Source organism: Siminovitchia terrae, from assembly GCF_003605405.2.
Classification (GTDB): Bacteria; Bacillota; Bacilli; order Bacillales; family Bacillaceae_C; genus Siminovitchia; species Siminovitchia terrae.
The window spans coordinates 101,170-126,119 of sequence record NZ_QYTW02000006.1 but is presented as its reverse complement, the minus strand read 5'-3'; the positions used below and the strand labels follow the sequence as shown (position 1 = coordinate 126,119).

20 protein-coding genes, 2 pseudogenes and 2 riboswitches are annotated in these 24,950 nt (G+C 46.0%); of the genes and pseudogenes, 19 read left to right on the top strand and 3 right to left on the bottom strand.

All coding sequences use genetic code 11. The features are described from left to right. The first annotated feature begins 106 nt into the window (after positions 1-106). The 3 genes and pseudogenes from D5F11_RS08685 to D5F11_RS27335 form a co-directional block, all read left to right on the top strand. Positions 107-703 carry a GNAT family N-acetyltransferase gene (locus D5F11_RS08685; RefSeq protein ID WP_120117281.1) on the top strand — a complete coding sequence of 199 codons (597 nt, stop codon included), beginning with the start codon at positions 107-109 and terminating at the stop codon, positions 701-703. 439 nt (positions 704-1,142) lie between these two features. After that, a pseudogene (locus D5F11_RS26210) lies at positions 1,143-1,307 on the top strand (Y-family DNA polymerase); the annotation flags it as partial. Beyond that, positions 1,304-1,507, top strand: a pseudogene (locus D5F11_RS27335) (aspartate kinase); the annotation flags it as partial. The pseudogenes D5F11_RS26210 and D5F11_RS27335, both read left to right, overlap by 4 nt. Before the next feature lie 177 nt (positions 1,508-1,684). After that, a riboswitch (cyclic di-AMP (ydaO/yuaA leader) is annotated at positions 1,685-1,843 on the bottom strand. 207 nt (positions 1,844-2,050) lie between these two features. On the opposite strand, the gene D5F11_RS08670 reads toward D5F11_RS27335, so the two are convergent. Both D5F11_RS08670 and D5F11_RS08665 read right to left on the bottom strand, forming a co-directional pair. Next, the gene (locus D5F11_RS08670; RefSeq protein ID WP_120117235.1) at positions 2,051-2,752 is read right to left on the bottom strand and encodes a response regulator; all 702 of its coding nucleotides are present in this window, start codon (positions 2,750-2,752) and stop codon (positions 2,051-2,053) included. Further along, entirely contained in the window at positions 2,739-4,307 is a 1,569-nt protein-coding gene (locus D5F11_RS08665; RefSeq protein WP_120117236.1) for an ATP-binding protein, read from the bottom strand. The genes D5F11_RS08670 and D5F11_RS08665 overlap by 14 nt, the downstream gene beginning before the upstream one ends. Positions 4,308-4,754: 447 nt before the next feature. Beyond that, positions 4,755-4,916, top strand: a riboswitch (cyclic di-AMP (ydaO/yuaA leader). Positions 4,917-5,027: 111 nt separating this feature from the next. Here D5F11_RS08665 and D5F11_RS08660 point away from each other — a divergent pair. The 11 genes from D5F11_RS08660 to D5F11_RS08610 all read left to right on the top strand — a co-directional run bounded on the left by D5F11_RS08660 (position 5,028) and on the right by D5F11_RS08610 (position 18,409). Further along, positions 5,028-5,435, top strand: a complete 408-nt coding sequence (locus tag D5F11_RS08660; RefSeq protein ID WP_120117237.1) for a hypothetical protein — start codon at positions 5,028-5,030, stop codon at positions 5,433-5,435. A gap of 161 nt (positions 5,436-5,596) precedes the next feature. Further along, a complete protein-coding gene (locus D5F11_RS28040; RefSeq protein ID WP_120117282.1) occupies positions 5,597-5,674 on the top strand; it encodes a potassium-transporting ATPase subunit F in 78 nt (25 codons plus the stop codon). 32 nt (positions 5,675-5,706) lie between these two features. Beyond that, complete coding sequence (kdpA, locus tag D5F11_RS08650; protein ID WP_120117238.1) at positions 5,707-7,389, top strand: potassium-transporting ATPase subunit KdpA; 1,683 nt, start codon at positions 5,707-5,709, stop codon at positions 7,387-7,389. A gap of 13 nt (positions 7,390-7,402) precedes the next feature. Further along, positions 7,403-9,433, top strand: coding sequence for a potassium-transporting ATPase subunit KdpB (kdpB, locus tag D5F11_RS08645; RefSeq protein ID WP_120117239.1), 2,031 nt, complete (start codon positions 7,403-7,405; stop codon positions 9,431-9,433). A 32-nt stretch (positions 9,434-9,465) separates the two neighbouring features. Further along, a complete protein-coding gene (kdpC, locus tag D5F11_RS08640) occupies positions 9,466-10,074 on the top strand; it encodes a potassium-transporting ATPase subunit KdpC (protein ID WP_120117240.1) in 609 nt (202 codons plus the stop codon). 87 nt (positions 10,075-10,161) lie between these two features. Further along, the gene (locus D5F11_RS08635) at positions 10,162-12,498 is read left to right on the top strand and encodes a histidine kinase (RefSeq protein WP_120117241.1); all 2,337 of its coding nucleotides are present in this window, start codon (positions 10,162-10,164) and stop codon (positions 12,496-12,498) included. Between the two features lie 89 nt (positions 12,499-12,587). After that, complete coding sequence (locus D5F11_RS08630; RefSeq protein WP_120117242.1) at positions 12,588-13,415, top strand: alpha/beta fold hydrolase; 828 nt, start codon at positions 12,588-12,590, stop codon at positions 13,413-13,415. A gap of 447 nt (positions 13,416-13,862) precedes the next feature. Then, the gene (locus tag D5F11_RS08625) at positions 13,863-14,282 is read left to right on the top strand and encodes a sigma factor-like helix-turn-helix DNA-binding protein (RefSeq protein WP_120117243.1); all 420 of its coding nucleotides are present in this window, start codon (positions 13,863-13,865) and stop codon (positions 14,280-14,282) included. 117 nt (positions 14,283-14,399) lie between these two features. Continuing rightward, positions 14,400-14,807 (top strand): DUF6075 family protein, encoded by a 408-nt coding sequence (locus tag D5F11_RS08620; RefSeq protein ID WP_081105551.1) that lies wholly within the window; start codon positions 14,400-14,402, stop codon positions 14,805-14,807. Further along, a complete protein-coding gene (locus D5F11_RS27175) occupies positions 14,756-16,804 on the top strand; it encodes a C40 family peptidase (RefSeq protein WP_221768447.1) in 2,049 nt (682 codons plus the stop codon). The genes D5F11_RS08620 and D5F11_RS27175 overlap by 52 nt, the downstream gene beginning before the upstream one ends. 336 nt (positions 16,805-17,140) lie before the next feature. Next, a complete protein-coding gene (locus tag D5F11_RS08610; protein ID WP_245998152.1) occupies positions 17,141-18,409 on the top strand; it encodes a type I restriction-modification system subunit M in 1,269 nt (422 codons plus the stop codon). A gap of 101 nt (positions 18,410-18,510) precedes the next feature. Here the strand turns inward: D5F11_RS08610 and D5F11_RS08600 are convergent, their stop codons facing one another. Next, on the bottom strand, positions 18,511-19,809 hold the full coding sequence (locus tag D5F11_RS08600; RefSeq protein WP_120117244.1) for an IS1380 family transposase: 1,299 nt from the start codon (positions 19,807-19,809) through the stop codon (positions 18,511-18,513). A 149-nt stretch (positions 19,810-19,958) separates the two neighbouring features. Here D5F11_RS08600 and D5F11_RS08595 point away from each other — a divergent pair, with 149 nt between their 5' ends. From D5F11_RS08595 to ltrA, 5 genes are all read left to right on the top strand, one after another. Continuing rightward, on the top strand, positions 19,959-20,390 hold the full coding sequence (locus tag D5F11_RS08595) for a hypothetical protein (RefSeq protein ID WP_120117245.1): 432 nt from the start codon (positions 19,959-19,961) through the stop codon (positions 20,388-20,390). Between the two features lie 399 nt (positions 20,391-20,789). Further along, positions 20,790-21,227 carry a DUF4258 domain-containing protein gene (locus D5F11_RS08590; protein ID WP_120117246.1) on the top strand — a complete coding sequence of 146 codons (438 nt, stop codon included), beginning with the start codon at positions 20,790-20,792 and terminating at the stop codon, positions 21,225-21,227. Between the two features lie 31 nt (positions 21,228-21,258). Then, positions 21,259-21,660 carry a hypothetical protein gene (locus D5F11_RS08585; protein ID WP_120117247.1) on the top strand — a complete coding sequence of 134 codons (402 nt, stop codon included), beginning with the start codon at positions 21,259-21,261 and terminating at the stop codon, positions 21,658-21,660. Between the two features lie 112 nt (positions 21,661-21,772). Next, complete coding sequence (locus D5F11_RS08580) at positions 21,773-22,345, top strand: DUF6744 family protein (protein WP_120117248.1); 573 nt, start codon at positions 21,773-21,775, stop codon at positions 22,343-22,345. A gap of 707 nt (positions 22,346-23,052) precedes the next feature. After that, a complete protein-coding gene (gene ltrA, locus D5F11_RS08575; protein WP_120117249.1) occupies positions 23,053-24,852 on the top strand; it encodes a group II intron reverse transcriptase/maturase in 1,800 nt (599 codons plus the stop codon). Positions 24,853-24,950 lie beyond the last annotated feature (98 nt).

Sequence of the window (24,950 nt, the reverse complement as noted above, 5' to 3'; positions counted from 1 at the left end):
ACGTTGAAAGGAACAAGGAATTTTGTGCTAAATTAGATTATAAGATGACGGCTTATTCAACAAACGGGCCATATTGTGAAGGGAATAAGAGAGATTTTTGAGGGGGATTAGGGTGGAGATTAGGCTTTATAATCCAAACGATGAAGTTGGCTGGATCCGATGCAGGGTACTTGCGTTTTTAGACACTGCATATTTTGATAATGTTTTAATTAAAAAGGAAAAATATCAAAATCCTGCAATTGAACTGGTTGCAATACATAATGACCAGGTTGTTGGTTTATTGGATATTGAGTATGAAAAAGAAGAAAAAACAGTATGCACAAAGGGGAACGGGCTTGGTGGAATGATATGGCATATAGCTACACATCCAGATTACCAGAGAATGGGCATTGGCAGTAAACTACTAGAAAAAGCTGAAAAGATTGCTGAAGAAGAAGGTTTAGATTATTTAGAGGCTTGGACTAGAGATGACCAATGGGTTAATAAGTGGTATGAAAAGAATGGCTTTGATAAGGCTTATTCTTATTTGCACGTGTATCTTGAAGGGGGCAATGAACTTGAAAAAGTAATGAGACCAAATAATGAGTCAGAATTCCAAATCATACAAGCCTTTGCTCACTATTCGGGATCTGAACAGGGATATGTTAAGTCAAAATTTAATCGGGTACACGAATGTAATTGTTATGAGAAAAACTTGAAATGAATGTTCCGCAATAGGGCGCGTTTGCGGAACAATGGATAGGACAAGAAAAAAATGCACAGGCATAATAACCCTGGGCATTTTTTTCTTGCTTTTTCTTTTTTTAATTTGGGTGCGAATCATACGCTAATTGGGGAGAAGAATTTATTACCAATCAAAACTATCTTGATTAGAAAACGTACGTTTGGGTATAATGAGTACAAACAAATGTTCGGAGGAAAATAGTAATGAATGGGTTACTTAGGCGATCTATGATTTTAAAAACTCCTTTAGCTATTATATACATCAATAACTCAAATCAGATATCACAGCGTATTATAAGAGTGCTCAAGGTCGAGGATTCGTTAATCAAAGCTTACTGTTACACAAAGAAACAATTTCGCACTTTTAGACTCGATAACATACTATCCGTAGATATATTACGCAAAAGGATGGGAGCGTGATGCAAGATAAGATAATATTCTTGGTCGACATGCAGAGCTTTTATGCTTCGGTAGAAAAAGTTAGAGATGCAACCTTACAGGATAAGCCTGTGATTGTGGCAGGAGATCCTGAACGAAGGAGTGGGATTGTTCTAGCTGCGTGTCCATTAGCAAAAAAATATGGATGCTGCTCAGTACAGGAGAACAAGTTTCGGTTGCCCTGTTGTCGATGGCGCTGCACGCCCTGGGCGAACAAGCGGTCTCTTTAACCGGCTGGCAAGCCGGCATTCGTACAGAAGCCAACCACGGGAAGGCACGGATTATCGACATTCAGGCAGATCGAATAATGAATGCGCTAAATCAGGGGCGCATTGTCATTATCTCTCCTCATACCGAAAACCGGGCGATTCAAGACCCGGCAGTGGATCCGCTTCTTGCACGTGTAACATGCTTGCCACTCTCCCTAAATGTTTTTTTGGGTACGACAAAAAGCCCGAAGAGCAGAGAAACGAAGCTCTCGGGCAGTCTGTTGTCAGTCCATCAGACAAACGCAGCTCGGATACGGTTCTCTCTCAATGCGCTTACGAGGTTAGCTGTCGGGTTAGGGCTTGAGAGTACCCTTTCCAAGTGCCAAGCAGACAAGGAATTCACCCCGTGAAACCATTTAATGGCTTCTGTTGGTTCCCCCGTTTCCCCTTAGGGAATTCAGCGATTCAAATGAATTTGAAGTTGTTGATAGAGATCATACGCTTTTTGCAAGACAATGTAAAAGCCGAATCCAACGCCTATTTTTGATTTTTAGCCTTTTCTCGTGCACGAAAACGGATGCATCGGACAAAAACTTACGGAGACGGCAATATTTCTACACGAAGGTCCCGTTCTTACGTTTTTGAACGGAGGATGGACGTAGCCGAGGTAAGCGACTCTGTTACTCCCTGGACAGGAAGCGATAGCCGATCCCCGGCTCCGTCAGAATGAACTTGGGCCGAGTCGAGTCTTCCTCGAGTTTTTTGCGTAGATGTCCGATGTACACCCGCAAATAATGGCTGTCGGTCTCATTGTGGTGGCTGCCCCATACTTGTTGGAGCAGCTGACGCTTCGTGACTACTTTCCCGGCGTTGGAGGCGAGAATTTTCAACAGATCGTATTCTGTTGGGGTCAACTTGATCCGTTCTCCCTTCAACTCCACGCTTCGCTGTGCCAGGTCGATGGTCAGCTCGCCGATCTGGAGGATGGGCTCATTCGACGATTTGGCTACGTGCCGCAGCGCAACACGCATTCGAGCGACGAGCTCTCCCATCCCGAACGGCTTGGTTACATAATCATCGGCGCCGCTGTCGAGCGCGACGATTTTATCTTCCTCCCTGTCTTTTGCCGTCAGCACAATGATCGGCGAATTTGACCATTCCCGGATGCGGCCGAGCACTTCCATGCCGGATATGCCCGGCAACCCGAGATCAAGTATGATCAAGTCCGGCAACATCAAGGATGCCTGTTGGAGGCCCTCCTCTCCTGTCGAGGCTTCGTAGATGGCATATTGATGGGCTTGCAGGGTTACCTTCAGAAGCTTTCGAATTTGGGGTTCATCATCGATGATCAAAATGCGAGCCCCATGTTCATTCATGGTCATGATTCGTGGTTCCCCTTTCTTCAGCTGCTGCAAGCAAGTCGTCTTGCTTGTTTAAGGGAAGGGTTATCGTTACAATGGTCCCTCGCGGTTCCTTCGGCTGCGCCGATATCGTTCCTTCATGAAGCTCGACGATTCCTTTGCATATGGCAAGTCCCAATCCCGTACCGGTTATTTGCTTCGCAGCGGTTGAACGGTAAAACTTTTCGAATATCCGATCGTATTCGTCCTCGTTCAGTCCAATCCCCGTATCGGAGACCGAGATGACAACGCCTGCTTCCCCGGTTTTCACTGACAGGACGATTTCACTATAATCCGGACTGTATTTGATCGCATTGCTCACGACATTGACCAACATTTGCTCTAGCAATACTTCGTCACCCAGGACCATAATGGGCCCGTCATCCGGCAACTCGGTGCGCAGCTTTCGATGTTGTTGAAAGTCTTTGACCTGAGATAACGTGACGCCGATCAAGTCCTCCACATCGCACCAGTTTTTCCTGAGGCGCAGCATCCCGCTCTCCAGCTGCACCATGCTGAGCAGATTCGTCACTAGGCGATTCATACGAAGGGCGTCGTCACGAATCGTGACAAGAAGCTCCATTCGATCCTCTGCAGAGAAAATATGCCCGCCCTCGATCAGACCGGTTGCCGAGCCGATGATGGTTGCCAAAGGGGTGCGTAGTTCATGGGAGACCGAATCCAAAATTGCAGTACGAAGGCGTTCCGACTCTGCTGTTAGATGAGCAATTCGGGCTTCCTCCGCCAGCCTGAGGCGAGCGATTGCGCTGGCCGCCAAGCCTCCGAGAGCCTCGAAGAGCCGCTTTTGCTCGGTTGTGATCCCGGTTCGCGCTTCATTCGGATAGAGCGCGATGATACCATATGTGCGGTCTTCGGTCCGAAGCGGAATAAAATAACCCGGAGATTCGTTCAAACGCGAAATTTCCATTCCGGCCGTCTCGACGTGCTCAAACACTCGCTTTGCGATAGACATTTCCGTATTCTCTTGCCTGCAGTCAGGAAGATCGGCAGACTCATGGGCAAGTTTCAGGGTATTCTGGTCATCCGCCAAATAGATCGCGATTTCTGTGTCAAGGGTCTGCGAAACTTGTCGGGAAAAATTGTCCAGCATGGAATGGATGTCCGCGATCGCGCTCATCTGCTTGCTAAGCGCGTACAACGCAGCTGTGTGAGCTTCCCTTTGCTTGGAAAAGAGGACCTGCTGCTTCAGCTTGGCCGCTAGGCTGGCCGTTAATGCTGCCACCGCCAAATAGACGCCAAATGAAACCAGATAGCGCAAGTCTGATACGGTAAAGCTCAGTACAGGAGGCACGAAGAAGAAATCAAAGGCTAAGACACCCAGGATCGCCGCGTAGAAAGCAGGACGCAGTCCCCCGAAGACGGCATTGAAAAGAACCGGGAGTAAATAGATAAGAGCAATATTGACCAAGTCAAAAGCAAGACCAAACGGTTTTAATACCATGGTCATGAGAGCGATCAGCAAAGTCGTGCTTACGTACGATCGCAACGAAATCCATACCGCATTCCATTTATGCATAGCAAAACACATCCTTCTCTTTTTTGTGTCTCTCCTCTCTAGGTTACTGTAAAAAAAGAGTAAAATAAACCGGTACTGGGCTTAAAAATTTCGTAAAAATGATTGAAAAACCTCAAAATAATGAGTAAAATAAGTCCATGAATTGAGTTGTTTTTCATTTACAGTTGCTTAATTGTGACTCAGGAACAAGAGGGAACCAACTACGGATCAGTGCTTGTGTGAGAGCAAGTCAACCGGATCCGTAAGGGATGAATTCCCCCGCTTATACGAAGCTTAGGCAGGGGCAGGGCGACTCTCACCGCCCGAATCCATAAGCAAAACTCGTAAATGCGGAAGCAGCTCTTTTCAAAAGTGTGGCCCTTGTAGAGAGAGGATGATGAAGCTTGTGATCGTAAGTTTCGACCACAGTGCTTATGCCTCTGTGGTGTTTCGTGAACATGATAATCATCGTTTCAATCGCTGAATTCTTCAATTAACACGAAGGAGCGGGGGAACCAATCGAAGCCGGTCTTGTCGGCTTCATGGGGTGAATCGCCGGTAAATCCGGCGTAGGGCGACTCTTACGCCCGAATCCGACAGCTAACCTCGTAAGCGTCTTTAAGAGAGGCAACAATTGTCGTGATTAGACATGGTGTTTTTTCGTGCCTAAGAAGCTGACGAAGAGTTCCTCTGCCGAAAGCTTCTTTTTTGTTGCCTGTACCAGGATGGAGGAGATTGGCTATGGAAGCTCAAGATGAGTTTGTACTCGTCTCTGCGCCCAACAAAACCGGGGAGCAGTTTATTAAAGCGTTGCGAATCAAAGGAATACCTTATGCAGCGATTACCAATAATGAAACAGAGAAGTCGAGATTGACACATTTGGGCGTCAAGCACATCTTAATGGTCGATACTGTAGACCGGGAAACCTGGCTCATTCCAGAGTTACCGGTAGGGAAGGTGTACTTGTTTGAGTCAAGTTTGCCCTTGATTTGCCGATACATTCAGATCTGCCGATCCTGGACAGGCAAGCCGATCTATATCATCACCGGCAGCAACAATGCAAGACTCATCTACAAAGGACTTGGCGCTAGCTATGTCATTTACACCCGCAGCGATGATGTTTCGTTTCTGCTTGATAACGAAAGCTGAATCCATATCAGGCAAACGTACCGGGTACATGCTTGAAGGGAGGGATGATCATTCATGATGGATATCGCAATGATTTTAACACTAGGTGGCGTATATGGATTGTTTTGCTTATTTTTAGCTTGGTGCGGACGAGTTGCAGGTGAATCGGGGGGAGAACGCTCATGGTAATAGTTGCTGTTTTTACGGTTTTGATTTTTTTATATCTCGTTTTTGCTTTGGTGAATCCCGAAAAATTTTAATATGATCTGTATATGTTTGAGGAGGGCATGAAATGGCCATTTTGCAACTGGTAGCGGTCATTGTGATTTTAGTTTTTTTGGTCAAACCTTTGGGGGCATACATCTTTCATGTATTTTCCAATGAACCCAACCGGACCGACAAAATATTCGGACCGATTGAAAGGTTGATCTACGGACTGACCGGTTTGAAAAACCGCGCTGAAATGAGCTGGAAACGATACACGCTCAGCTTGATATTGACCAACGTTATTTTGGTGGCGGTCAGTTATTTGATTTTACGCATCCAGAAATGGCTGCCGATCAACCCGAACGGCATCGATAACATGGAGTCAACGCTTTCTTTCAATACGGTCATCAGCTTCATGACGAATACGAACTTGCAGCACTATAGCGGCGAAACGGGTCTGTCCTATTTTTCGCAAATGGCTGTTATTATGATGATGATGTTTACATCAGCGGCATCCGGCATCGTCGTAGCGATCGCGTTCATTCGCGGTTTGACAAGCAAAGGGAAAACGCTCGGCAACTTCTTCACCGATTTTGTCAAAGCGCACACCCGTTTGCTTATCCCGATGGCGATCATCGTGACATTGGCACTAGTTGCGTTGAAAGTGCCGCAAACGCTTAGTCCGACCGTTCAAGCGACTACGCTTGAAGGCGGGACGCAGCAAATCGCGATCGGTCCGGTAGCTTCCCTCGTATCGATCAAGCACTTGGGAACGAACGGGGGGGGATTTATGGGCGTCAATTCATCGCACCCGTTTGAGAATCCGAATCCGCTAACCAATGTTATCGAGATGTTGTCCATGTGGTGCATTCCGGCCGCGCTGACGTATACGTTCGGCAGATTCGCGCGAAATCAAAAACAGGGCTGGGTGATCTTCAGCGCGATGCTCATCTTGTTTGTCTCCTTCCTGTCCATCGTTTATACATCGGAACTGCGAGGGAACCCAGCGCTGAATGCGCTCGGAATCGACGCTTCGCAAGGCAACATGGAGGGCAAGGAAGTTCGGTTCGGTATAGCGCAGTCGGCTTTGTTTACAACGGTTACGACTGCGGCTACAACAGGTTCGGTCAATAACATGCACGATACGTTGACGCCGCTGGGCGGTCTCGTCCCGCTGGCGCAAATGATGCTGAACTGTGTGTTTGGTGGCGACGGCGTCGGTTTGGTCAACATGCTTATGTACGCAATATTGGGTGTCTTCCTTTGCGGATTGATGGTCGGCCGCACGCCGGAATTTATGGGGCGCAAAATTGAAGCTCGAGAAATGAAACTGGTTGCCATCGCGATTCTCGCTCACCCGCTTATTATTCTTGCGCCTACGGCCATTGCCTTTTTGACGGACTTGGGGAAAGGGGCCATCAGCAATCCCGGCTTCCACGGCATATCGCAGGTGCTTTATGAGTATACGTCTTCCGCCGCGAACAACGGTTCCGGCTTCGAAGGTTTGGCTGACAACACAACGTTCTGGAACGTTTCTACGGGACTTGTCATGCTGTTCGGACGGTACGTTTCCATTGTGGCATTGCTCGGCGTAGCCGGTTCTCTGGCGGCGAAACAATGGGTTCCGGAAACGATCGGAACGTTCCGCACGGACACCAAATTGTTTACGGGTATTCTCGTCGGTATCGTACTGATTATCGGAGCTTTGACCTTTTTGCCCGCCCTTGTTCTCGGTCCGATCGCAGAACATTTGACGCTCCTGAAATAGAAGAGGTGAGATCATGAATACGAAACGAAGAAGCATGTTGTCCGGAGAGATTGTCAAAAAGGCGATCTTGGACAGCTTTATCAAATTAAATCCGGTTGTCATGATGAAAAATCCGGTCATGTTTGTCGTCGAAGCAGGAACGTTCGTCGTGTTGTTAATGACGTTGTTTCCGGGCTACTTCGGTACCGAAGGACGAGTTGGATTTAATCTGGCGGTTTTTCTAATTTTGCTATTTACCGTGCTGTTCGCCAACTTCGCCGAGGCATTGGCTGAGGGCAGAGGAAAAGCGCAGGCCGACACTCTCAAGAAGACGAAAAAAGAAATCATGGCCAATAAAGTGACCGGCAACAGCGTGAAGGTGGTTCCGTCCACGGAACTGCGCAAAGGCGATGTTGTAATTGTCTCGCAAGGGGAGATGATTCCGGGTGACGGGGAGGTCATTGATGGGCTCGCTTCCGTGGACGAGTCAGCCATTACCGGCGAATCCGCTCCTGTCATCAAAGAAGCAGGCGGCGATTTCAGTTCGGTAACCGGCGGCACGCGGGTCGTTAGCGACCGGATAACCGTACGGATTACAAGCGACCCTGGCGAATCGTTCATCGATCGGATGATCGCATTGGTCGAAGGCGCAAAGAGACAAAAAACGCCAAACGAAATCGCGCTGAATACCCTGCTTGTCAGCCTGACCCTGATTTTCCTGATCGTTGTGGTGACATTGGCGCCGATGGCCGATTATCTTGGAATCAAATTGGAGATTCCCGTTCTGATTTCGCTGCTGGTATGTCTCATTCCAACAACGATCGGCGGTTTATTATCCGCAATCGGTATTGCCGGGATGGACCGAGTAACCCGTTTCAATGTACTGGCCATGTCAGGGAAAGCGGTGGAAGCGGCAGGCGACATCGATACGATGATTTTGGACAAAACAGGTACAATCACGTTTGGGAACCGGATGGCCAGCGAGTTCATCGCGGTTGGGGATACGACCGTAGAGACGGTAGCCGAATGGGCAGCCGTCAGTTCAGTGAAGGATGAAACACCCGAAGGCCGATCCGTACTCGAACTCATGAAAAAAGAAGGGTATACGTATCCAACGAATGCGGCTGAAGGTGCGGAATTCATAGAATTTAAAGCGGAAACTCGCATGAGCGGTATCGATTTGCCGAATGGACGAAAAGTTCGCAAAGGCGCGGTTGACGCAGTCAAGGCTTGGGTCAGTGCACAAGGAGGGGTTATTCCCACCGATTTGGAACAAAAAGGGAACGCGATCGCATCGGAGGGCGGAACGCCGCTCGCCGTTGCCGTCGACAATCGAATTTACGGACTCATTTATTTGAAGGATACGGTGAAGCCCGGCATGCGGGAGCGTTTCGATCAGTTGCGAAAGATGGGAATCAAAACGATCATGTGTACAGGAGACAACCCGTTGACAGCAGCGACAATCGCACGAGAGGCCGGGGTGGATGACTTTATCGCCGAGTGCAAGCCGGAAGACAAAATTGCCGTGATCAAGCGGGAACAGGCGGCCGGTAAGCTGGTAGCCATGACCGGAGATGGAACGAACGATGCCCCGGCACTCGCGCAGGCGGATGTAGGACTTGCGATGAACAGCGGCACGACGGCAGCCAAGGAAGCGGCCAACATGGTCGATCTTGACTCCGATCCGTCGAAGATCATTGAAGTCGTAGCGATCGGCAAGCAACTGCTAATGACGCGCGGCGCTCTGACCACCTTCAGCGTGGCGAACGACATCGCCAAATATTTTGCCATTATCCCGGCCATGTTCATGCAGGCGATTCCGGAAATGAACGTATTGAATGTAATGGGACTCGGATCACCAATGTCGGCCATTTTGTCGGCGCTTGTGTTTAATGCGATCATTATCCCGTTGCTTATTCCGTTGGCCATGAAGGGCGTTGCCTACAAACCGATGAGTTCCGCCCAATTGCTCAGCCGGAACCTGCTTATTTATGGATTGGGCGGTGTCATCGCGCCGTTCGTCGGGATTAAATTGATCGACATGGTCGTTCACTTATGGGTGTAGTTGAAACGGAATACAGAGAGGATTGAAATGGAATGAATCATTCAGAGCAGCATGTTCAGGGACTTTCCCGCGGATCTTACTTGTTTTCCATGATTCGGCTCAGTTTGTTGTTCATATTGCTATGCGGAATTGTGTATCCGCTCGTTTGCACCGGCATCGCGCAACTTTTGATGTCAGATCAGGCTAACGGCAGTTTGATCAAAAGCAGCAGCGGAGAAATCATCGGTTCCGAATTAATCGGGCAAAACTTTACCGATCCAAAATATTTTCAAGGCCGGGTCTCCAGCATTGAATACAAAGCGGAAGCCTCCGGTTCCAACAATTACGGGCCATCGAACCCGGACTTGCTGAAAAGGACGGAAGAATCCGTTGAAGCGTGGAAGGCAAACAATCCGGACGTTCCTGTTAGCCAATTGCCGATTGCCTTAATCACGAACTCCGGTTCAGGGCTGGATCCCCATATTACGCCAGAATCCGCCAACGTGCAAATTCCGCGTATCAGCAAGTCGACCGGTTTGTCTTCGAGCGAGCTCGAGAAACTGGTACAAGAACATACCGAAGGACGGGATTTGGGGATTTTCGGGGATCCAAGAGTCAATGTGTTGAAATTGAACATCGCGCTGCGCGAACTTATGAAATAGTTAAATATCATCTGCGAGCCCTGCCTATGGCCAAATAGGCGGGGTTATCGCATTTTAGTAAAGAGCTTGCGCAAGGGGGGAACAAGAGTGGGAAGTTTTCGCAGGAAGACGCCGGAAGAAATCCTGTACTCCATTTCCAAGCTACACCGTGGTCGGCTCAAAATCTATATCGGCGCGGTCAGCGGTTCGGGTAAAACGTACCACATGCTTCAGGAAGGTCAGCATTTGAAGCAGCAGGGAATCGATGTCGTCATTTGTGCGGTTTCGACAAGACAGCGGCCGGAAACGGTGGAGCAACTCGGAGACTTGGAACGTGTACCCAGCATTCACTGGATCAAGGATGGAATGGAGCGTAAGGACTTGAACCTCGAGGCGCTGGTCAAACGCAATCCGGAAGTGGTATTAGTTGACGGGCTTGCCCATCGCAATCGGGAAGGAGCACAGTTTCCGACACGTCTGGATGACATCCAATTTTTGCTGAATCATGGCATCAGCGTAATCACAACCGTCAACGTGTACGAACTCGACGGCGCGACGGAACTGGCGAGAAAATGGACCGGTGTCGTGGTGGAGGAAACCGTCCCGGCAAACACATTGGAGATGGCGGATGAAGTCCAATTGATCGACGTATCGCCGGAAACGATACTGAAACGGCTGGAGGAGGGGCATGTCAACGGTGACTCCTCGCCCATGTTGTTTGAGCGAAGCAACATCGGAAAATTACGGGAGCTGGCTTTGCGGCTAGTGGCGGAAGATGTGAACGATTCCCACGAAAAATACCGCATGGAGCAAGGTTTAACCGGGCCTTCCGGAGTAGCGGAACGCATTCTCGTCTCGGCGCAATACCATTGGAACGGATCCATTCATGTCCGCCGCGGCCAACAAATTGCCAAACGCTTGGGTGGAGATTTGATGATCGTCACATTTGTCCATCCGAAAAAAATGCTGTCTCGCGAAGCAACTGCATTTAAGCGTTCCCTCTTGAAATTGGCCGATAAAATAGGAACTAAATTCGAAGAACTCACCTTGGCAAGTAGACGGAAGCTTCCCGGCATGTTGGCTCGTTACGCAACCTTGCATCAGGTAACGAGAATTGTACTCGGCCATTCCAAGCTAAATCGCTGGCAGGAGCTGTGGCGGGGATCGATTACAAACGGCATCCTTAAAAAATCGAGACATACGGATATCTACTTCGTTGCGGATCGTGCTGAAAAGGAAGGAGAGCGGATACTGCCGACCAAAATGCTGACGGAAGGTCGGTCGGATGATCGCTACCGCAGGCTAAGCGATCAGGAAGTGGAGCGAAAAATAGGGGAAATCCGGAGAGGACGATTCAAGGTGCTCATCGGCGCCGCCCCCGGGGTCGGGAAAACGTATGCGATGCTTCGCGAGGGGAACGATTTGCAGAAGAAAGGCATTGACGTCGTCATCGGACTTCTCGAAACGCATGGACGAAAAGAAACGTTAGCGCAAGTCGGTTCGCTGCAAACGATCCCGCGGGCGAAGTTGGAGTATCGTGGAGCGAATCTGGAAGAACTGGACGTCCAGTCCATCATTCGCCGCAATCCGGAAGTCGTACTCGTGGATGAACTGGCACATACGAACGTGCCCGGCAGTAAAAACAAAAAAAGATTCGAAGATATTGTAGACATTTTGAACGCAGGCATTTCCGTTATTTCGACGATGAACGTACAGCATTTGGAAAGTTTGAACGATGCGGTTGAACAGATTACCGGCGTGCGAGTTCGGGAAACCCTCCCCGACCACGTGTTGCGCATGGCCGATGAAGTCGAGCTCATTGATGTCGATCCAAAAACGCTGCAGCAACGAATGCGGGAAGGAAAAATCTATGCGCTAGATAAAGTGGATCAAGCCTTGAATCATTTCTTCCGAATGGGCAATTTGATTGCTTTGCGTGAATTGGCGCTACGGGAAATCGCTGACGATGTGGACGAACGATTGGAAGCCTGGGAAAGAAACGATTCGCTTCGCGGACCTTGGAGAAAGCAGGAGACGGTCTTCGTCGGGGTAACATTAAGCACCAATGCTGAGCGCTTAATCAGGCGGGGGTTTCGAATTGCTTATCGTTTGAAGGCTGACTGGGTTGTAACGTATGTTCACGATCATGCTGAGGTTGCTGATGAGTTGAAAAAACGCATCAAAGTGCTGGAAGACTTGACAGCGCGGTTGGGCGGTAAGTTTATGATGCTGTTTGCCCGGAGCCGAAGGCAGATTCCATACCTTTTGCTGAATAAAGCCAACGATATCCAAAGTACGCAGATGATTGTCGGGCAATCGAAGCGGACCTTGTGGGAAAAAATATGGAAACGATCCGTAATCAGGCCGATTCTGCGTTATGGACGCCATATGGATGTGTTGGTGATTGCGGATATTGAGGCTTGCTATTATCAAGATGAAGGGTAACATAGCTTATCGTCTCATGAAAAATAATTACGTTTTAGCAGATAGTTAATGGAAAAAAGTTAATAGATGTTAACGAAAAGGAGTTGGGAATGTTGCCACTTTGGAAAGTGAATGGAACTTCGCTATATTATGAAGTTTGTGGTCAAGGAACATCCCTCGTCTTTATTCATAGTCTTGGACTAACACATGAAATGTTTGAAATTCAAAAAAATTATTTTAAACAATCGTATCAAACTGTGTTCCTTGATCTGAGAGGAAACGGACAGTCTGGAAATTTGAAAGTTCCGGTTGGAAGAGTTATAGAAACCCAGTGTGAGGATCTAAGTCTCCTCCTGGGGTATTTGGGAATTAAAAAAGCTGTAATTGTTGGCGTTTCCTATGGTGGAATCATTGCTCAGAAATTCTCGAATTTGTATCCAAACCAAGTAAGCGCAATCGTGATTTCAGACTGCTTGAGTATAAATGTCAGGACAACTATGCTTGGCAAATTCGTCTCCATGATCGATCTCATCAGTTCGCTCTCGTATTATTTGCTAGGTGAATTCTTTTTACGCTCGATGAAGATCACTTATTATAAGTGGGACTTGGCTTATCGTGCAATTCGAAAAGGAATGCTGCAAAAAAGATCTGGAGAATGGTATAAACAGCGTCTGGCGGTCAGGGGGATTGATTTCACCCCGTTCTTGCCGCAAATTAAAGTGCCCGCGCTTTGTATTGCGGGGGACCATTCCTATCCAGTTATCAGGCAAATGAATGAAACTGCAGGGCTGTTGTCCAATGCTCGTTTACAAGTCATTGAGGATTCCTGTAACCCAAGCAACTTGTGCCAACCACAACGATTTAATGAGCTTGTCCAATGCTTTTTAGAGGATAATCATTTGAACAAAGGTGCTAACAATTATATGCAAGGGTATTAAGTCCCCTTTTGAAAGGAGTTTATGCACGGCGCCAAAAAATGTCGTTTTGTAAGTTCAATTTCATCGAACAAATGACCTATAACCGGCTGAGTTCGAGATGAAAAGGAGCGTTTGGACAAAAAACGTATGACAGCACCAACATAAAAACAGACTATCTTTCTTCTCGCAGCGGTGTTGCCATGTGAGATGGAGCTGATATTATGTGCTCTCAGATGCCTGCAATGTCAGGCAGCGGTCTCTTTATGTGTCTGTCCTACTAGTACGGTTTCTAACACATCAACGATGGATATCATTTTCAGACTTAGTCGCAATGGAGTGTTGGAATGCTCTGCGGCAAGGTCTTTTTTGTTTTTCACGAAAAATAAACAAACGTTTGAAATGGAACGTTGGCTGTCGTTCTCCCCCCTCTGTTTTGGTTTGCCAACAAACCAAAATGGAGGGACTTGAATGAAAAAGATGAATTTGCGGAATATGTATCCTTTTTTTAAGACGGATGTATGGGTCGATGTAGATGAAGAAGTTGCCCATGAAATCCGCCGCTTCGACTTGGAAGAAAGCGCCTACAGGCTGCGAACGTATCGCCATCGGGCCTATTTTTCGCTTGATCGCAATGACGGGATTGAGCAGCATGTTTTATTTCTTTCGATTTCACCGGAGGAGTATTACGAGCGCAAACTTTCACGGCAGCAACTTTATGAAGCTATGTGCCAATTGCCGGTGAAATCCGCCAGACGGATCTATGCCCATTATTTCTTGGGCATGAGCAAAGTCGCTATTGCCAGAGCCGAGCATGTCGATGAGCGGGCGGTTCGTAAATCTATCCAAAGAGGCTTGAAACAAATGGAATACTTGCTCAAAAACATGTAATTGTTTCGTCGGAGGGTCCGATTTTCCTGCCAAAATGAACTGTTATATAGAGGACCATGTTCAGTCAGCGGCTGGTTGCAACCAGCCGCTCATTTTCCATGAAAGGGGTTTGTAGCGATGCATTCGATTCGATTTCGAGATGAGGAACACGAGAGATTTTATGTTCAGATGCTGGATGAAAGGAAATGCAACGACGGGTACCATCGGGCACTTTTCTATACATTGGGCATTTCCCGGGAAACCAGAAGTTATATCCGCGATTTGTATGATTTTTCCAATAGCGGCATTAAGCCCGAAGGTCTTTCGGCCCCTTGGCAAACCGGCAGTTCCATTCGAGTGTGTCGGCTCGCCTTTAATTTATGGAACGGCTGGACCGAAGCAGGCGGCGAACGTTACTCCACTCCCCACGAATTATTCGATTGCAGCTATGCCCCCTACTTTTTTGAAGCGATTCGTCTTCGTTATCCCGAATATTGCCGAAGTCACGAGAGAACGATCAATCGGCTGGCCGAACAAATTCGCTGAATGGCTGCCAACGACGGGAGTGGAATGGGACGATGAAGGAAATTAAAACGAGGAGTGTTGTTAAAGACATCAAACGTCTGGACAGATTCCCAAACGTGTTGCATCGTGTAAGGCGTTCAAGCGATCGTGCCAAGCGGCAAGTTGAGAATGACAAGACGACTTCCTCGTCTCCAGTTGAATATGCGCAGCGCCATTCCGCAGCGGCTACGAAAAAAACGATTCGTGCCCAAATGGGGATGAGTCTGCGTATCAACAAGAGATTGATCCGGCACATTCTAAAAAGGCGGCCGTTGCCAGATGGTGATTCTGTCACAAGTCAGAGCCCGATTGATGTTAATGCGGAGTCTTCGATTGCGCGTACACCGCGACTTGCCCGTAGCATACGTCTCCGTAAGCCGGTTAATGGAAAATACGTCTTGTCTTCTGGCTCGCATTCAGGAAAACAACGTTTTATACGGAGCCGGGTCAATGCCCGGCTTCTGCATTGTTCTCGAACAGGCAGCTTTCCTGAACGGATGCAAAAACGGGATATCGGACATCCAAAACCGGCCGGGAAGAAGGAAACATTCTCCGGCGCGGTATCTCGTTCAGCAAATGGACGCGTGAAACCGTTAACCCGAGTCCCCTCTGCTATATCAAAACAATCAGGTTATACGATCAAACGGAAAGTACGAAATTTTAAGACATTATCGCCATTTATAAAAAATGGGCATCGGCTAGAGCACGTTAACAATCATTCGGATGCCCAAACTGAAGGGAAAATGAATGCCGTCAATGAAGCACAGCGGGCTGCGCAGATGGCGATGTCTGCCCACCGATCCATTCAAACCGCGCGAGCCATCGCGAGATTGAATCGCCTTATCATTAAAATGGTTGTAAGAGCCACCGCCTTGCTTGTCAATGGATTGACGGCGCTTTTGGGGATCAGCGGTTCGGTAATTGTAGTTTTGTGCATTGTCATGGTGAGCGCGGCGGTTATTTCCTCTCCTTTCGGTATCTTTGTGTCAGTTGAAAATACGGATGCCGATGTAAAGCCGCTTACCCGAATCGTTCAGGAAATAGACGATGAATTTGCCGCCCGGCTGGCAGAATTACAGCGATCCGCTGGAAATGTAGACCGGGTGGAATTTCATTATCCCGGCAGCGCGGACAACACTCGAATTGATAACTGGATGGACATTATCGCCGTCTTTGCCGTGAAGACCGTCACGGATGCGGAAAACGGAATGGATGTGGCCACGCTTGATGCAACAAGAATCGGTATCATCCGATCGGTGTTTTGGGATATGAATTCGCTGGAATCTCGTGTTGAAACGGTAGAACATAAGGAAACGGTTACGGTAGAACATGAGGACGGGAGCACCAGCGAAGAGACGATTACCCGATATGAGCGCATTTTGCATATTACCGTCACTAGCCATACTGCGGAGCAACAGGCAGATATATACCGCTTTACAAATGAACAGATAGAATTAATGAAGGAAATGCTGTCCGAGGAGTTCCGCCCGCTTATGTTTGCGATACTTGGAAAAGATGCGGATATTGGCTTGACGCCGGAGCAGCTTGATTTGGTTCAACAGCAATTGCCCGAAGGGGAACTGGGCAGTGAAGCCGTCAAGTTGGCGCTGACTCGTCTAGGCGATCCGTACAGCCAACCAAAGGCCGGTCAGGACCACTTTACGGATTGCAGCTATCTCGTCCAATGGGTTTATCGTCAACTGGGTATCAGCTTGCCGCGAACCGCTGCGGAGCAGGCCAGATTTTGCGTGGAGAATGGTCTGACAGTAAGCGCGGCCGACTTGGTTCCAGGTGACCTTGTGTTTTGGAGCTACGAGCGTAATGGCAGATTCATGGATATTACTCATGTCGGCATTTATGCGGGAGACGGCAAAGTAGTGGACGCTTCCTCCACTCGGGGACAAGTGGTTTATCGCGGGCTGTTCGATTCGGATAAACAAGTGCTGTTTGGCAGGCCTCACATTGTAGGCTCAAAATGATTGCCTGGTGGAATCGGCTTGTTATTACTATTGTTAGGAATTCTCCAACCTTGGTACTATAACGAAGTTTATCGAATCATTCGTTGCGCTTCTTCCAAGCGCGGGTTCGTTTTTTAGTGGATAAATTGCAGGAATTTAATTTAAGGCTGTCGAATTTACGTACTTACTCAACTTTCGGTGCCACCAAGCCCAAGTTGTAAAATGTAGAAGCATAGGCAAGGGTTGCTTCATGGATAATTCAGGGGATGACCTTAGCCCCCTCATTGTCGTCGGGGGCAAAATAAATCTGCCCTTAACAGAATTTACGGCGGTTCAGCAGATTAGGAGACAAATAACATGGCAGTGAAAAAGAGCGAACTTTACAGCTCTCTATGGGCGAGTTGTGATAAATTACGGGGCGGCATGGACGCTTCTCAATACAAAGACTATATTCTGACGATCCTGTTCGTAAAGTACGTTTCCGACAGGTTTAAGGGTGTGGCTTATGCGGACATTGAGGTTCCTGAAGGCGGCAGTTTCGATGACATGGTTGCCCTTATAGGTAATAAGAACATCGGCGAGGAAATGGATAAAGTCATTGCCAAACTCGCTGAAGCAAACGGATTGCGCGGAGTTATCGACAACGCTCATTTTAACGATGAGACCAAGCTGGGCAAAGGCCAAGAAATGGTGGACAAACTCAGCGGGCTGATTTCCATATTCCGCAGACCAGAACTGAATTTTTCCAGTAATCGTGCCAACGGCGACGACATCATCGGAGATGCTTATGAATATCTGATGCGCAACTTTGCGACTGAGAGCGGAAAGAGCAAAGGACAATTCTACACGCCCGCTGAGGTTTCACGGATTCTCGCGAAGGTTATTGGCATTGACCGGGCGACAAAAAGAGACACATCCGTATACGACCCGGCATGCGGATCAGGCTCATTGCTTATCAGAGCGGCTGATGAAGCGCCTTTTGAAGTGGCCATCTACGGCCAAGAGAAGGACATCGCTACTGCGGGTCTCGCTAAAATGAACCTTGTGTTGCATAACAAAGCCTCTGGAGAGATTGCCGGCAACTACAGCACTTTTTCCGACCCGCAGTTTTTTGAGGATGATGACGAGAAAACTACGCTTCGCCGTTTTGACTTTGTGGTCGCTAATCCTCCGTTCTCCACAAAGAACTGGACAGACGGACTCAAAGAGTACGGTCGCTTTGACGGATATGGCGACAGGCCTCCGGAGAAAAATGGCGACTTCGCGTGGTTGCTTCATATATTAAAGTCGCTGAAACGTAATGGAAAGGCTGCCGTAATCTTACCCCACGGCGTCCTGTTTCGTGGCAACGCCGAGGCGACAATCCGGCAGTCTATAGTGGACAAGGGATACATTAAAGGAATCATAGGTCTGCCCGCCAACTTGTTTTATGGAACGGGTATTCCTGCTTGCATTATTGTTATTGACAAGGAAGGAGCAGACGAGCGCGATGGCATCTTTATGATTGACGCAAGCCATGACTACATTAAAGATGGCAACAAGAACCGTCTGCGTGAGCGGGATATTTTTCCATCTATAACGAGGTATTATCACAAGGGTCTATTGGGGTTGTTATGGGCTCATTAATAATTTTTTTAATTTAATATGCCTCTAAGACCGATGTTGAAAAAAACCGCACCTACTACTCCTATCGCTGCCAAGAGTGAGGACATCGGAGCTTCAAATGGTCACTCTAGTTTTTTCACGCTTTGGATCATGTTCAAAAAAGCCCGTTTATGAAGGTAGGCTTCCTGAATCTTTAACATGGTTTGTCTGGCGTGAAAGGTGAATACACCTGCTGCCTGAACGATTTCCCTACGAAATCTTTGGATCGTGTAGCTTTTCATCGGAGTTGGGCAATGATCCATCTTAAAAAGCTCAAACAGATTGTACGCAAATAATTTGATCAATAAATCCAGTTCATTGGCTTTGAATGAGCCGGTAGGGATTCGGTTGATAGAGAACCCGTACTTGGCTTCCTTAATGTAATTTTCCATGCAGGCTCTTTGGTTGTAAAACCGCCATATATCAATCGGAGTCCAATCCATCGTATGGACCATTGCTTCATGTTCCCAGATAAAGTCTACAAATTGTACTTGATCCATTTCAAAACGATCAGCTTTTCGGATCACGGAAACACGCCTTGGCTTATTCCAGGAAGTTGCTTGATATTCAATCGTCTTTCCTTCAATGACGATGTCTTCATCGACAAATCGAATCCATGGACCGGGATCTGTATAAACGGCTTTGGCTAAACGGCTCGTCCATTTCAGTTTTCCAACGTAGTCAATCTGCTTTCCTTCCCAAAAGCTATAAAAGTCCTCTCCGGCAAAGCCTTTGTCAAACCGCCCATAAGAGACGGATTGGGACTCAGAGAGCAGATTCAACGTCTCTTTTGCCAGCTCAATGGCATTGTCGGCAGTATGTCGGTTTCCGGGCCGCAGAGCTGCATTCAGGCATAATCGGGTCTTCCCTTCATATACAAGCAAGGGATGGTAGCTTTTACGGCCCGGTTTATGAGAGTTTGGCCCTTTTTTAGCCAGTTCCTGATTTCCATAAACGGTTTCGATGGTTGAGTCAAAATCCAAAATCAAGGATGATGGCAGGGCAGGTTCAATGATATCGTGCATCAGCTCTTTGACATCAAGCTGTACATTGAATTTCGCGAGAGACCTTAAGTCTTTGCCCAGTAAAGTATGATGCGGGCACTTGCCACCCATAAACTGTTGGATCATGGCATCCTTCTGCATGGAACGAAAGTGGAAGAGACGTGTACAGGACGCGACCCATCCAATGATCAGATAGATAATAATCTTACGAAATGGGAATTGCGAATTGCTTTTTTTGATTGGGTCAAAACACCGAAAAGTGTTTTCGATTTCCATTTGTTTCAGGAACTGAAGGAAGGGCAGCAATCCCGCTATATTGGTTGCGTTTTCCAAGTTAAAGTTAACTTTTATATTTGATAGATTTGTGATAAACTTCACCTTAAAGGTGCTCCTTTCTTTGGGATTGTAGTTCTCGCAAACTCAATTATACCAAAGGCTGGAGCCCTTTTTGCATTTAGTAACTAGATTTTACTTTCGTAATTCAGGATAAAAGAAGTTTTTTATATTATAGAAGGGAGCGATTCTTAGTGAGTTTAATAAGAGTTCCAAAATTCCTGAAGTTTTTGGTTAATTTATTGTTTATATCGATTTTCACCTTTGTCGCATATAACTTTTTTGTTAGTGGGAATATTTTTAATGGGGTTATATTTTCAGTAGCAGTTGTAGTAAGTTTTGGCTTTTTAACCAAAGAAGTCGTAGTTAATATCAAAAAGAAAAGCATGTTTAATAAAGAAGTAGTTTTAGATAAGTTTATTATTGAAAGGATAAAAACATCATTAAGTTTATCATATCTCTATTTAATCACTCATTTAAGTATCTCTATTTTTGCATCTAAAGCTAACGATTTTGCTGCATTTAAAGTATCGGTAACGTTTGCTTTGTTAGTGAGTTTTATTATATTTATGTTCTCTCAAATATTTCAAGCGTTTATTTATTCTAGTAAAGATATTCACAGTTAACTGCATTTTTGAAATATAAGCGATTCAATTTCCCTTGTATTCATTCAGTGTATTTGTTACACTGTATGTATATAATTATCATTGAGCTACTCGTTTTGTAGAAGTCGTCACACCTTTGTTTCTTTCTCAAAGGAGATTCGACACAAATTTTTTCGCCTTTGTATTCTTCCAAAAAAGAAATGGAAGGCGGACTCTTAGTGAGTGGGAATTGCATTTTTGCAAACTAAATAAGTTTTGATATTTTCGCGTTTCGGCGCGTCAATATATAAAAAGTCGATTGTTTCCTTCGGGATTCATCGGCTTTTTTGTGTTTTCAAAATTCATGAAAGGAGGATAGGCCCTCTGTATGCAGTTTATACAGAGGGGTCTTCCTTCTGTGTTGCATATACGGCGAACAAAATGACGATTGAATGCAACAATCAGCATGAATGTAAACGAAAACGTGAGCGATGGGAAGAATTGCAACAACGGTTCTGTCCTCTCGGTCAGAAGGAATTGGATCGGTTTCTGGAAAAAATCGAAAAAGGAAAGGCGAAAGTCGTTTTCGACAAGCACTTTCAAAAAAGAAGTCTGGAACGTTCTGTTTCGGAAGTCGATGTGAAAGAAATCATTTCTTACGGTTGGGTGATCGAACGAAATAAGACAACAAAGTCAAAATCCATAGTGCTGCTTGGCTATGTCGGTCGAAATTTTCGCCCCCTTCATGTCGTTTTCGATATGGTAAGCGATGATCTTTGGGTGGCTGTTACAGCATACAATCCGAAGTCACATGCATGGAAATGGAACGATCGATTCAACAAGCGGATATGCTTCTGCAATCCCGAAGACGTGGAATGATGGGAAGAAAAAACAAAAGGAGAAGGTTTCAATGACAGAAAAATACTTGGTCGTGCAACTGGATGAACGGGAAAAGACAATCGCAAAGCTAAAAGCAAGCCTGTATGCTCTCTCGATTGACGAAATGGTAAAGCAATCCGTCAACGACATGCAGGGAAGCGTTCCCACTATTACTTGCTCCTATTGCAATGGACAAACAACCGTTACCCGTAAAAAACCGAAACAACACACCGAAATTGTTTGTGGCAAAGAACAGGTAATCCAAATTATCAATTATCCTCAAAATTACTGTGAAGTTTGTGATGCGGAATATGATGATATGGATGTTTCTATTCATTTGAAGAAACTTATCAAGTTTGAAATTTTAAAATCCATTCGCTTAGAACAGCCACTACCGGAAGAACTCGACTTTGAAGAGCTTCTGAAAATGTAAGCTGACTAATGCAAAGGTAAATAGGTTTGGTATTAAACGTGTTTCAATGGCCCATTGCTATTTGGATACGTTTTTTCTTTTTAAAAATTAATTATGGAGAGGATGGTTTGATATGGCACTTGATTTAGGTAATGTGACTGCGGTTCAAAATGTTGGAGAGGAAGAAATTCTTGGTCACCTGATGTGGTTTTCTGTTGGCAAGCAGCTCGTCAAACGGGATGATTTGCTAACAACCCTTACACAATCGGGCCTAGAAGAAAGTTGGATGCCGAACCCTATACGTTCAAGTGATGCGTTTAGGAGGGCAACTAAAGAGATTGAAACAAAAAAGTCTACGGCGACAGCCAATGTATTTGAAAATTACCTTATCCGCGAAGTGTTTTCCGATAAGGACCAAATACAGCGCAACATCGTTGTCGAAACAGTAGACCAATCAGGAAAACGGTTGGACTATGATAGTCAAGCGGGCGTCATCACGCTGAATAAGAAAGATGATTCACTGACATTCGTCACGTCAAATGACATGGCAAGGGAATTGTCCGAGGAAGCTGAAAAAAAGTTCCAAGTATATAAAGACTATTATTCGGCTCAACAATTACGTGTCATGGTCAGCAAGATCTTGCAATCTCTTGCTCCAACGCCAGTACGTCCAAATGGGGGGATTGTGCGACTTGTTCTGCAATAACTACTAAAAGTAGGAAATGCAGGGGCTGTCTCATCTGACAGTCTAACTTCTAACTCGATGGTTGAAATGAGGAAACCATGTTTTCCGAAGCGACCACACTAAGATTACTGCGTGCGTTCATCATGACAGAAAGATGAAGGTGCGAAGCCAGTTAAAGTCGGTTGAAGGTTACCGTAAATGACAGCAACATCGTCATACGAAATTCCTTTAGCGGTAAAGGATGTAACAGATAGACCGGGTGTCTACAAAATATCTATGGTGAGAATGACCAACGTTGGTCTGACAAAGTTTCGAATGAAAGGGTCTATACCGTTATAGTGTCGAAAGGCATTACTCGTCTTGTGCGAGGTAAGTCGACGAAGAGTAAGATGATTCCTATGAAGTTCGTCCAGCAAACAATGGTGCTGAAAAGACTTACAGGCTCAAAGAAACCACCTACGGATATATGTACAGATAGAGTTAGAGGAACGAGGAAAGCAAAGAACATCATGCGATAAGGGCTGTCACCCTTAGATGGTTGCTATAAGGCATCATTAGCCGAAGTGCATTTATCTTTGTGAGAGTAGGGGCATGAACTGTTGAAGCTGCTGTAATGGCGGTGGAGGAATAGCCCCAAGTCTTTTGAAACTTTACTGATATTCTAAAAAGTTTATTGCAAGGATCGAGTAAGAAAATGGGAAATCATTCCGAGAAAGGAGTGATCCATTATGCAAGCACAATTACGATATTGGGATTACTACGGTATGTCTGATACGTTCGACAGATTGTACAAGGGAAGCAAAAATGGAGAATCTTTTGACCGTCTATATGACGTCATCACATCAAGAGAAAACATCCTTCTTGCTTACCGGACAATCAAAACGAACAAAGGGTCAAAAACGGCAGGTGTAGACGGTAGAACCATTGATGACTTCAAAGGCTTCACAGAAGAAGAAATGGTAGATTTCATCCGAAAACGCCTTTCAAACTACCAACCTATGAAAGTAAGACGAGTTTTCATCCCCAAACCAAATGGTGACAAACGCCCTTTAGGAATTCCGAGCATGAGTGACAGAATCATACAACAAGCCTTCAAACAGGTTCTTGAACCGATATGCGAGGCAAGATTCTACAATCACTCCTATGGATTCCGACCGCTGCGATCTACACACCATGCGGTAGCAAGGGTCAACCACTTAATCACCCATAACAAACTGCATTATGTAGTAGATATCGACATCAAAGGTTTCTTTGATAATGTCAATCACACACTACTAATCAAACAGTTATGGAACATGGGAATAAGGGATAGAAAAGTGTTACGCATTATCAGCAAGATGCTAAAAGCGGAAATTGACAAAGAAGGCGTACCAACCAAAGGAACGCCACAAGGCGGGATACTTTCCCCTCTATTGTCAAATGTCGTCCTAAATGATTTGGACCAATGGGTCGCAAGTCAATGGGAATCCTTTCCTTCAAGAACAAGTTACTGCTCAAAGAGTGCTATGTTCCGTTTCCTAAGAAAAGGGAGACTCAAAGAAGGCTTCATAGTCCGATATGCAGATGACTTCAAGATTCTATGCAAGGACTGGAAATCCGCTCAAAAGTGGTATCACGCTGTTAAACTCTATCTCAAAGACCGGTTGAAACTCGATATATCACCAGAAAAATCACAGGTGGTCAACTTACGAAAAAGGGAATCGGAATTTCTCGGATTCTCAATAAAAGCGGTAGTCAAAGGTAATAAGAGAGTGGCGAACTCCCACATCAGCAAGAAAAAGAAGGAGAAGTACGTCGCGGAAGGAAGGGAAAGAATCAAGAAATTGAAAAATTCCCCTACTGCAAAAAACGCACAACTCTTCAATAGTTGGGTGCTTGGCATTCATAGCTACAGCAGAATTGCCACTCATGTAAGTATAGATTTCAATGAAATCGCACACCGATTAGCCCACACCCTTCGAAAACGTTTGAGAAATAGAGGAAAGTTTGGAAAACCAAAGAATCCTTCCCCAACTTATGAAAGGTACTATAAGAAAACCTATAATACCTTTGAAATAAGTGGTGTCCATCTGTATCCAATAGGGGATATAAAAAACTTTTGGGCTGCAAACTTCAACCCAAAGCTAATTCCCTACGATTCAGAGGGTAGAAAACTAATCTACCGAAAACTGAAAGATGAACTCATGGCAGAAATCAGGAAACTTATGGAGTCCAATATCCCAAACAGAAGCGTGGAATATTTCGACAATAGAATCAGTCGATACAGCATGAAAAATGGTAAATGCGAGATTACAGGTGAGTTTCTGCCTGCCGAACTTGTCCATTGTCACCATTATGTACCTATTAGTTTAGGCGGAACCGATACATTCGGGAACCTAAGAATCCTAAACAAATTTGTACACAAGCTAATCCATGCTAAAAACACTCAAACCATTGATAAATACCGAAGATTAATCAATCCAGATAAAAAGCAGTTAAGACGGATCAACACATATCGTGAAAAGTGTAACTTAGAACCTATCAGATAAAGCCGAGAAAGATGGAGCGCCGTATGAAGGGAAACTTTCACGTACGGTGTGGGCCGGGGGAAAAGGTGGAGATAACCTCAAAACCTTACCTATCGGCA

What these genes read in the sequence shown, in the direction of transcription:
- ltrA (WP_120117249.1), top strand. Translation starts at nt 23,053, where the DNA reads ATGCAAGCACAATTACGATATTGGGATTACTACGGTATGTCTGATACG.
- D5F11_RS08670 (WP_120117235.1), bottom strand. Translation starts at nt 2,752, where the DNA reads ATGACCATGAATGAACATGGGGCTCGCATTTTGATCATCGATGATGAA.
- kdpC (WP_120117240.1), top strand. Translation starts at nt 9,466, where the DNA reads ATGAATCATTCAGAGCAGCATGTTCAGGGACTTTCCCGCGGATCTTAC.
- kdpA (WP_120117238.1), top strand. Translation starts at nt 5,707, where the DNA reads ATGGCCATTTTGCAACTGGTAGCGGTCATTGTGATTTTAGTTTTTTTG.
- D5F11_RS08630 (WP_120117242.1), top strand. Translation starts at nt 12,588, where the DNA reads ATGTTGCCACTTTGGAAAGTGAATGGAACTTCGCTATATTATGAAGTT.
- D5F11_RS08590 (WP_120117246.1), top strand. Translation starts at nt 20,790, where the DNA reads ATGACGATTGAATGCAACAATCAGCATGAATGTAAACGAAAACGTGAG.
- D5F11_RS08620 (WP_081105551.1), top strand. Translation starts at nt 14,400, where the DNA reads ATGCATTCGATTCGATTTCGAGATGAGGAACACGAGAGATTTTATGTT.
- D5F11_RS08585 (WP_120117247.1), top strand. Translation starts at nt 21,259, where the DNA reads ATGACAGAAAAATACTTGGTCGTGCAACTGGATGAACGGGAAAAGACA.
- D5F11_RS08665 (WP_120117236.1), bottom strand. Translation starts at nt 4,307, where the DNA reads ATGCATAAATGGAATGCGGTATGGATTTCGTTGCGATCGTACGTAAGC.
- D5F11_RS08580 (WP_120117248.1), top strand. Translation starts at nt 21,773, where the DNA reads ATGGCACTTGATTTAGGTAATGTGACTGCGGTTCAAAATGTTGGAGAG.
- kdpB (WP_120117239.1), top strand. Translation starts at nt 7,403, where the DNA reads ATGAATACGAAACGAAGAAGCATGTTGTCCGGAGAGATTGTCAAAAAG.
- D5F11_RS08660 (WP_120117237.1), top strand. Translation starts at nt 5,028, where the DNA reads ATGGAAGCTCAAGATGAGTTTGTACTCGTCTCTGCGCCCAACAAAACC.
- D5F11_RS28040 (WP_120117282.1), top strand. Translation starts at nt 5,597, where the DNA reads ATGGTAATAGTTGCTGTTTTTACGGTTTTGATTTTTTTATATCTCGTT.
- D5F11_RS08610 (WP_245998152.1), top strand. Translation starts at nt 17,141, where the DNA reads ATGGCAGTGAAAAAGAGCGAACTTTACAGCTCTCTATGGGCGAGTTGT.
- D5F11_RS08625 (WP_120117243.1), top strand. Translation starts at nt 13,863, where the DNA reads ATGAAAAAGATGAATTTGCGGAATATGTATCCTTTTTTTAAGACGGAT.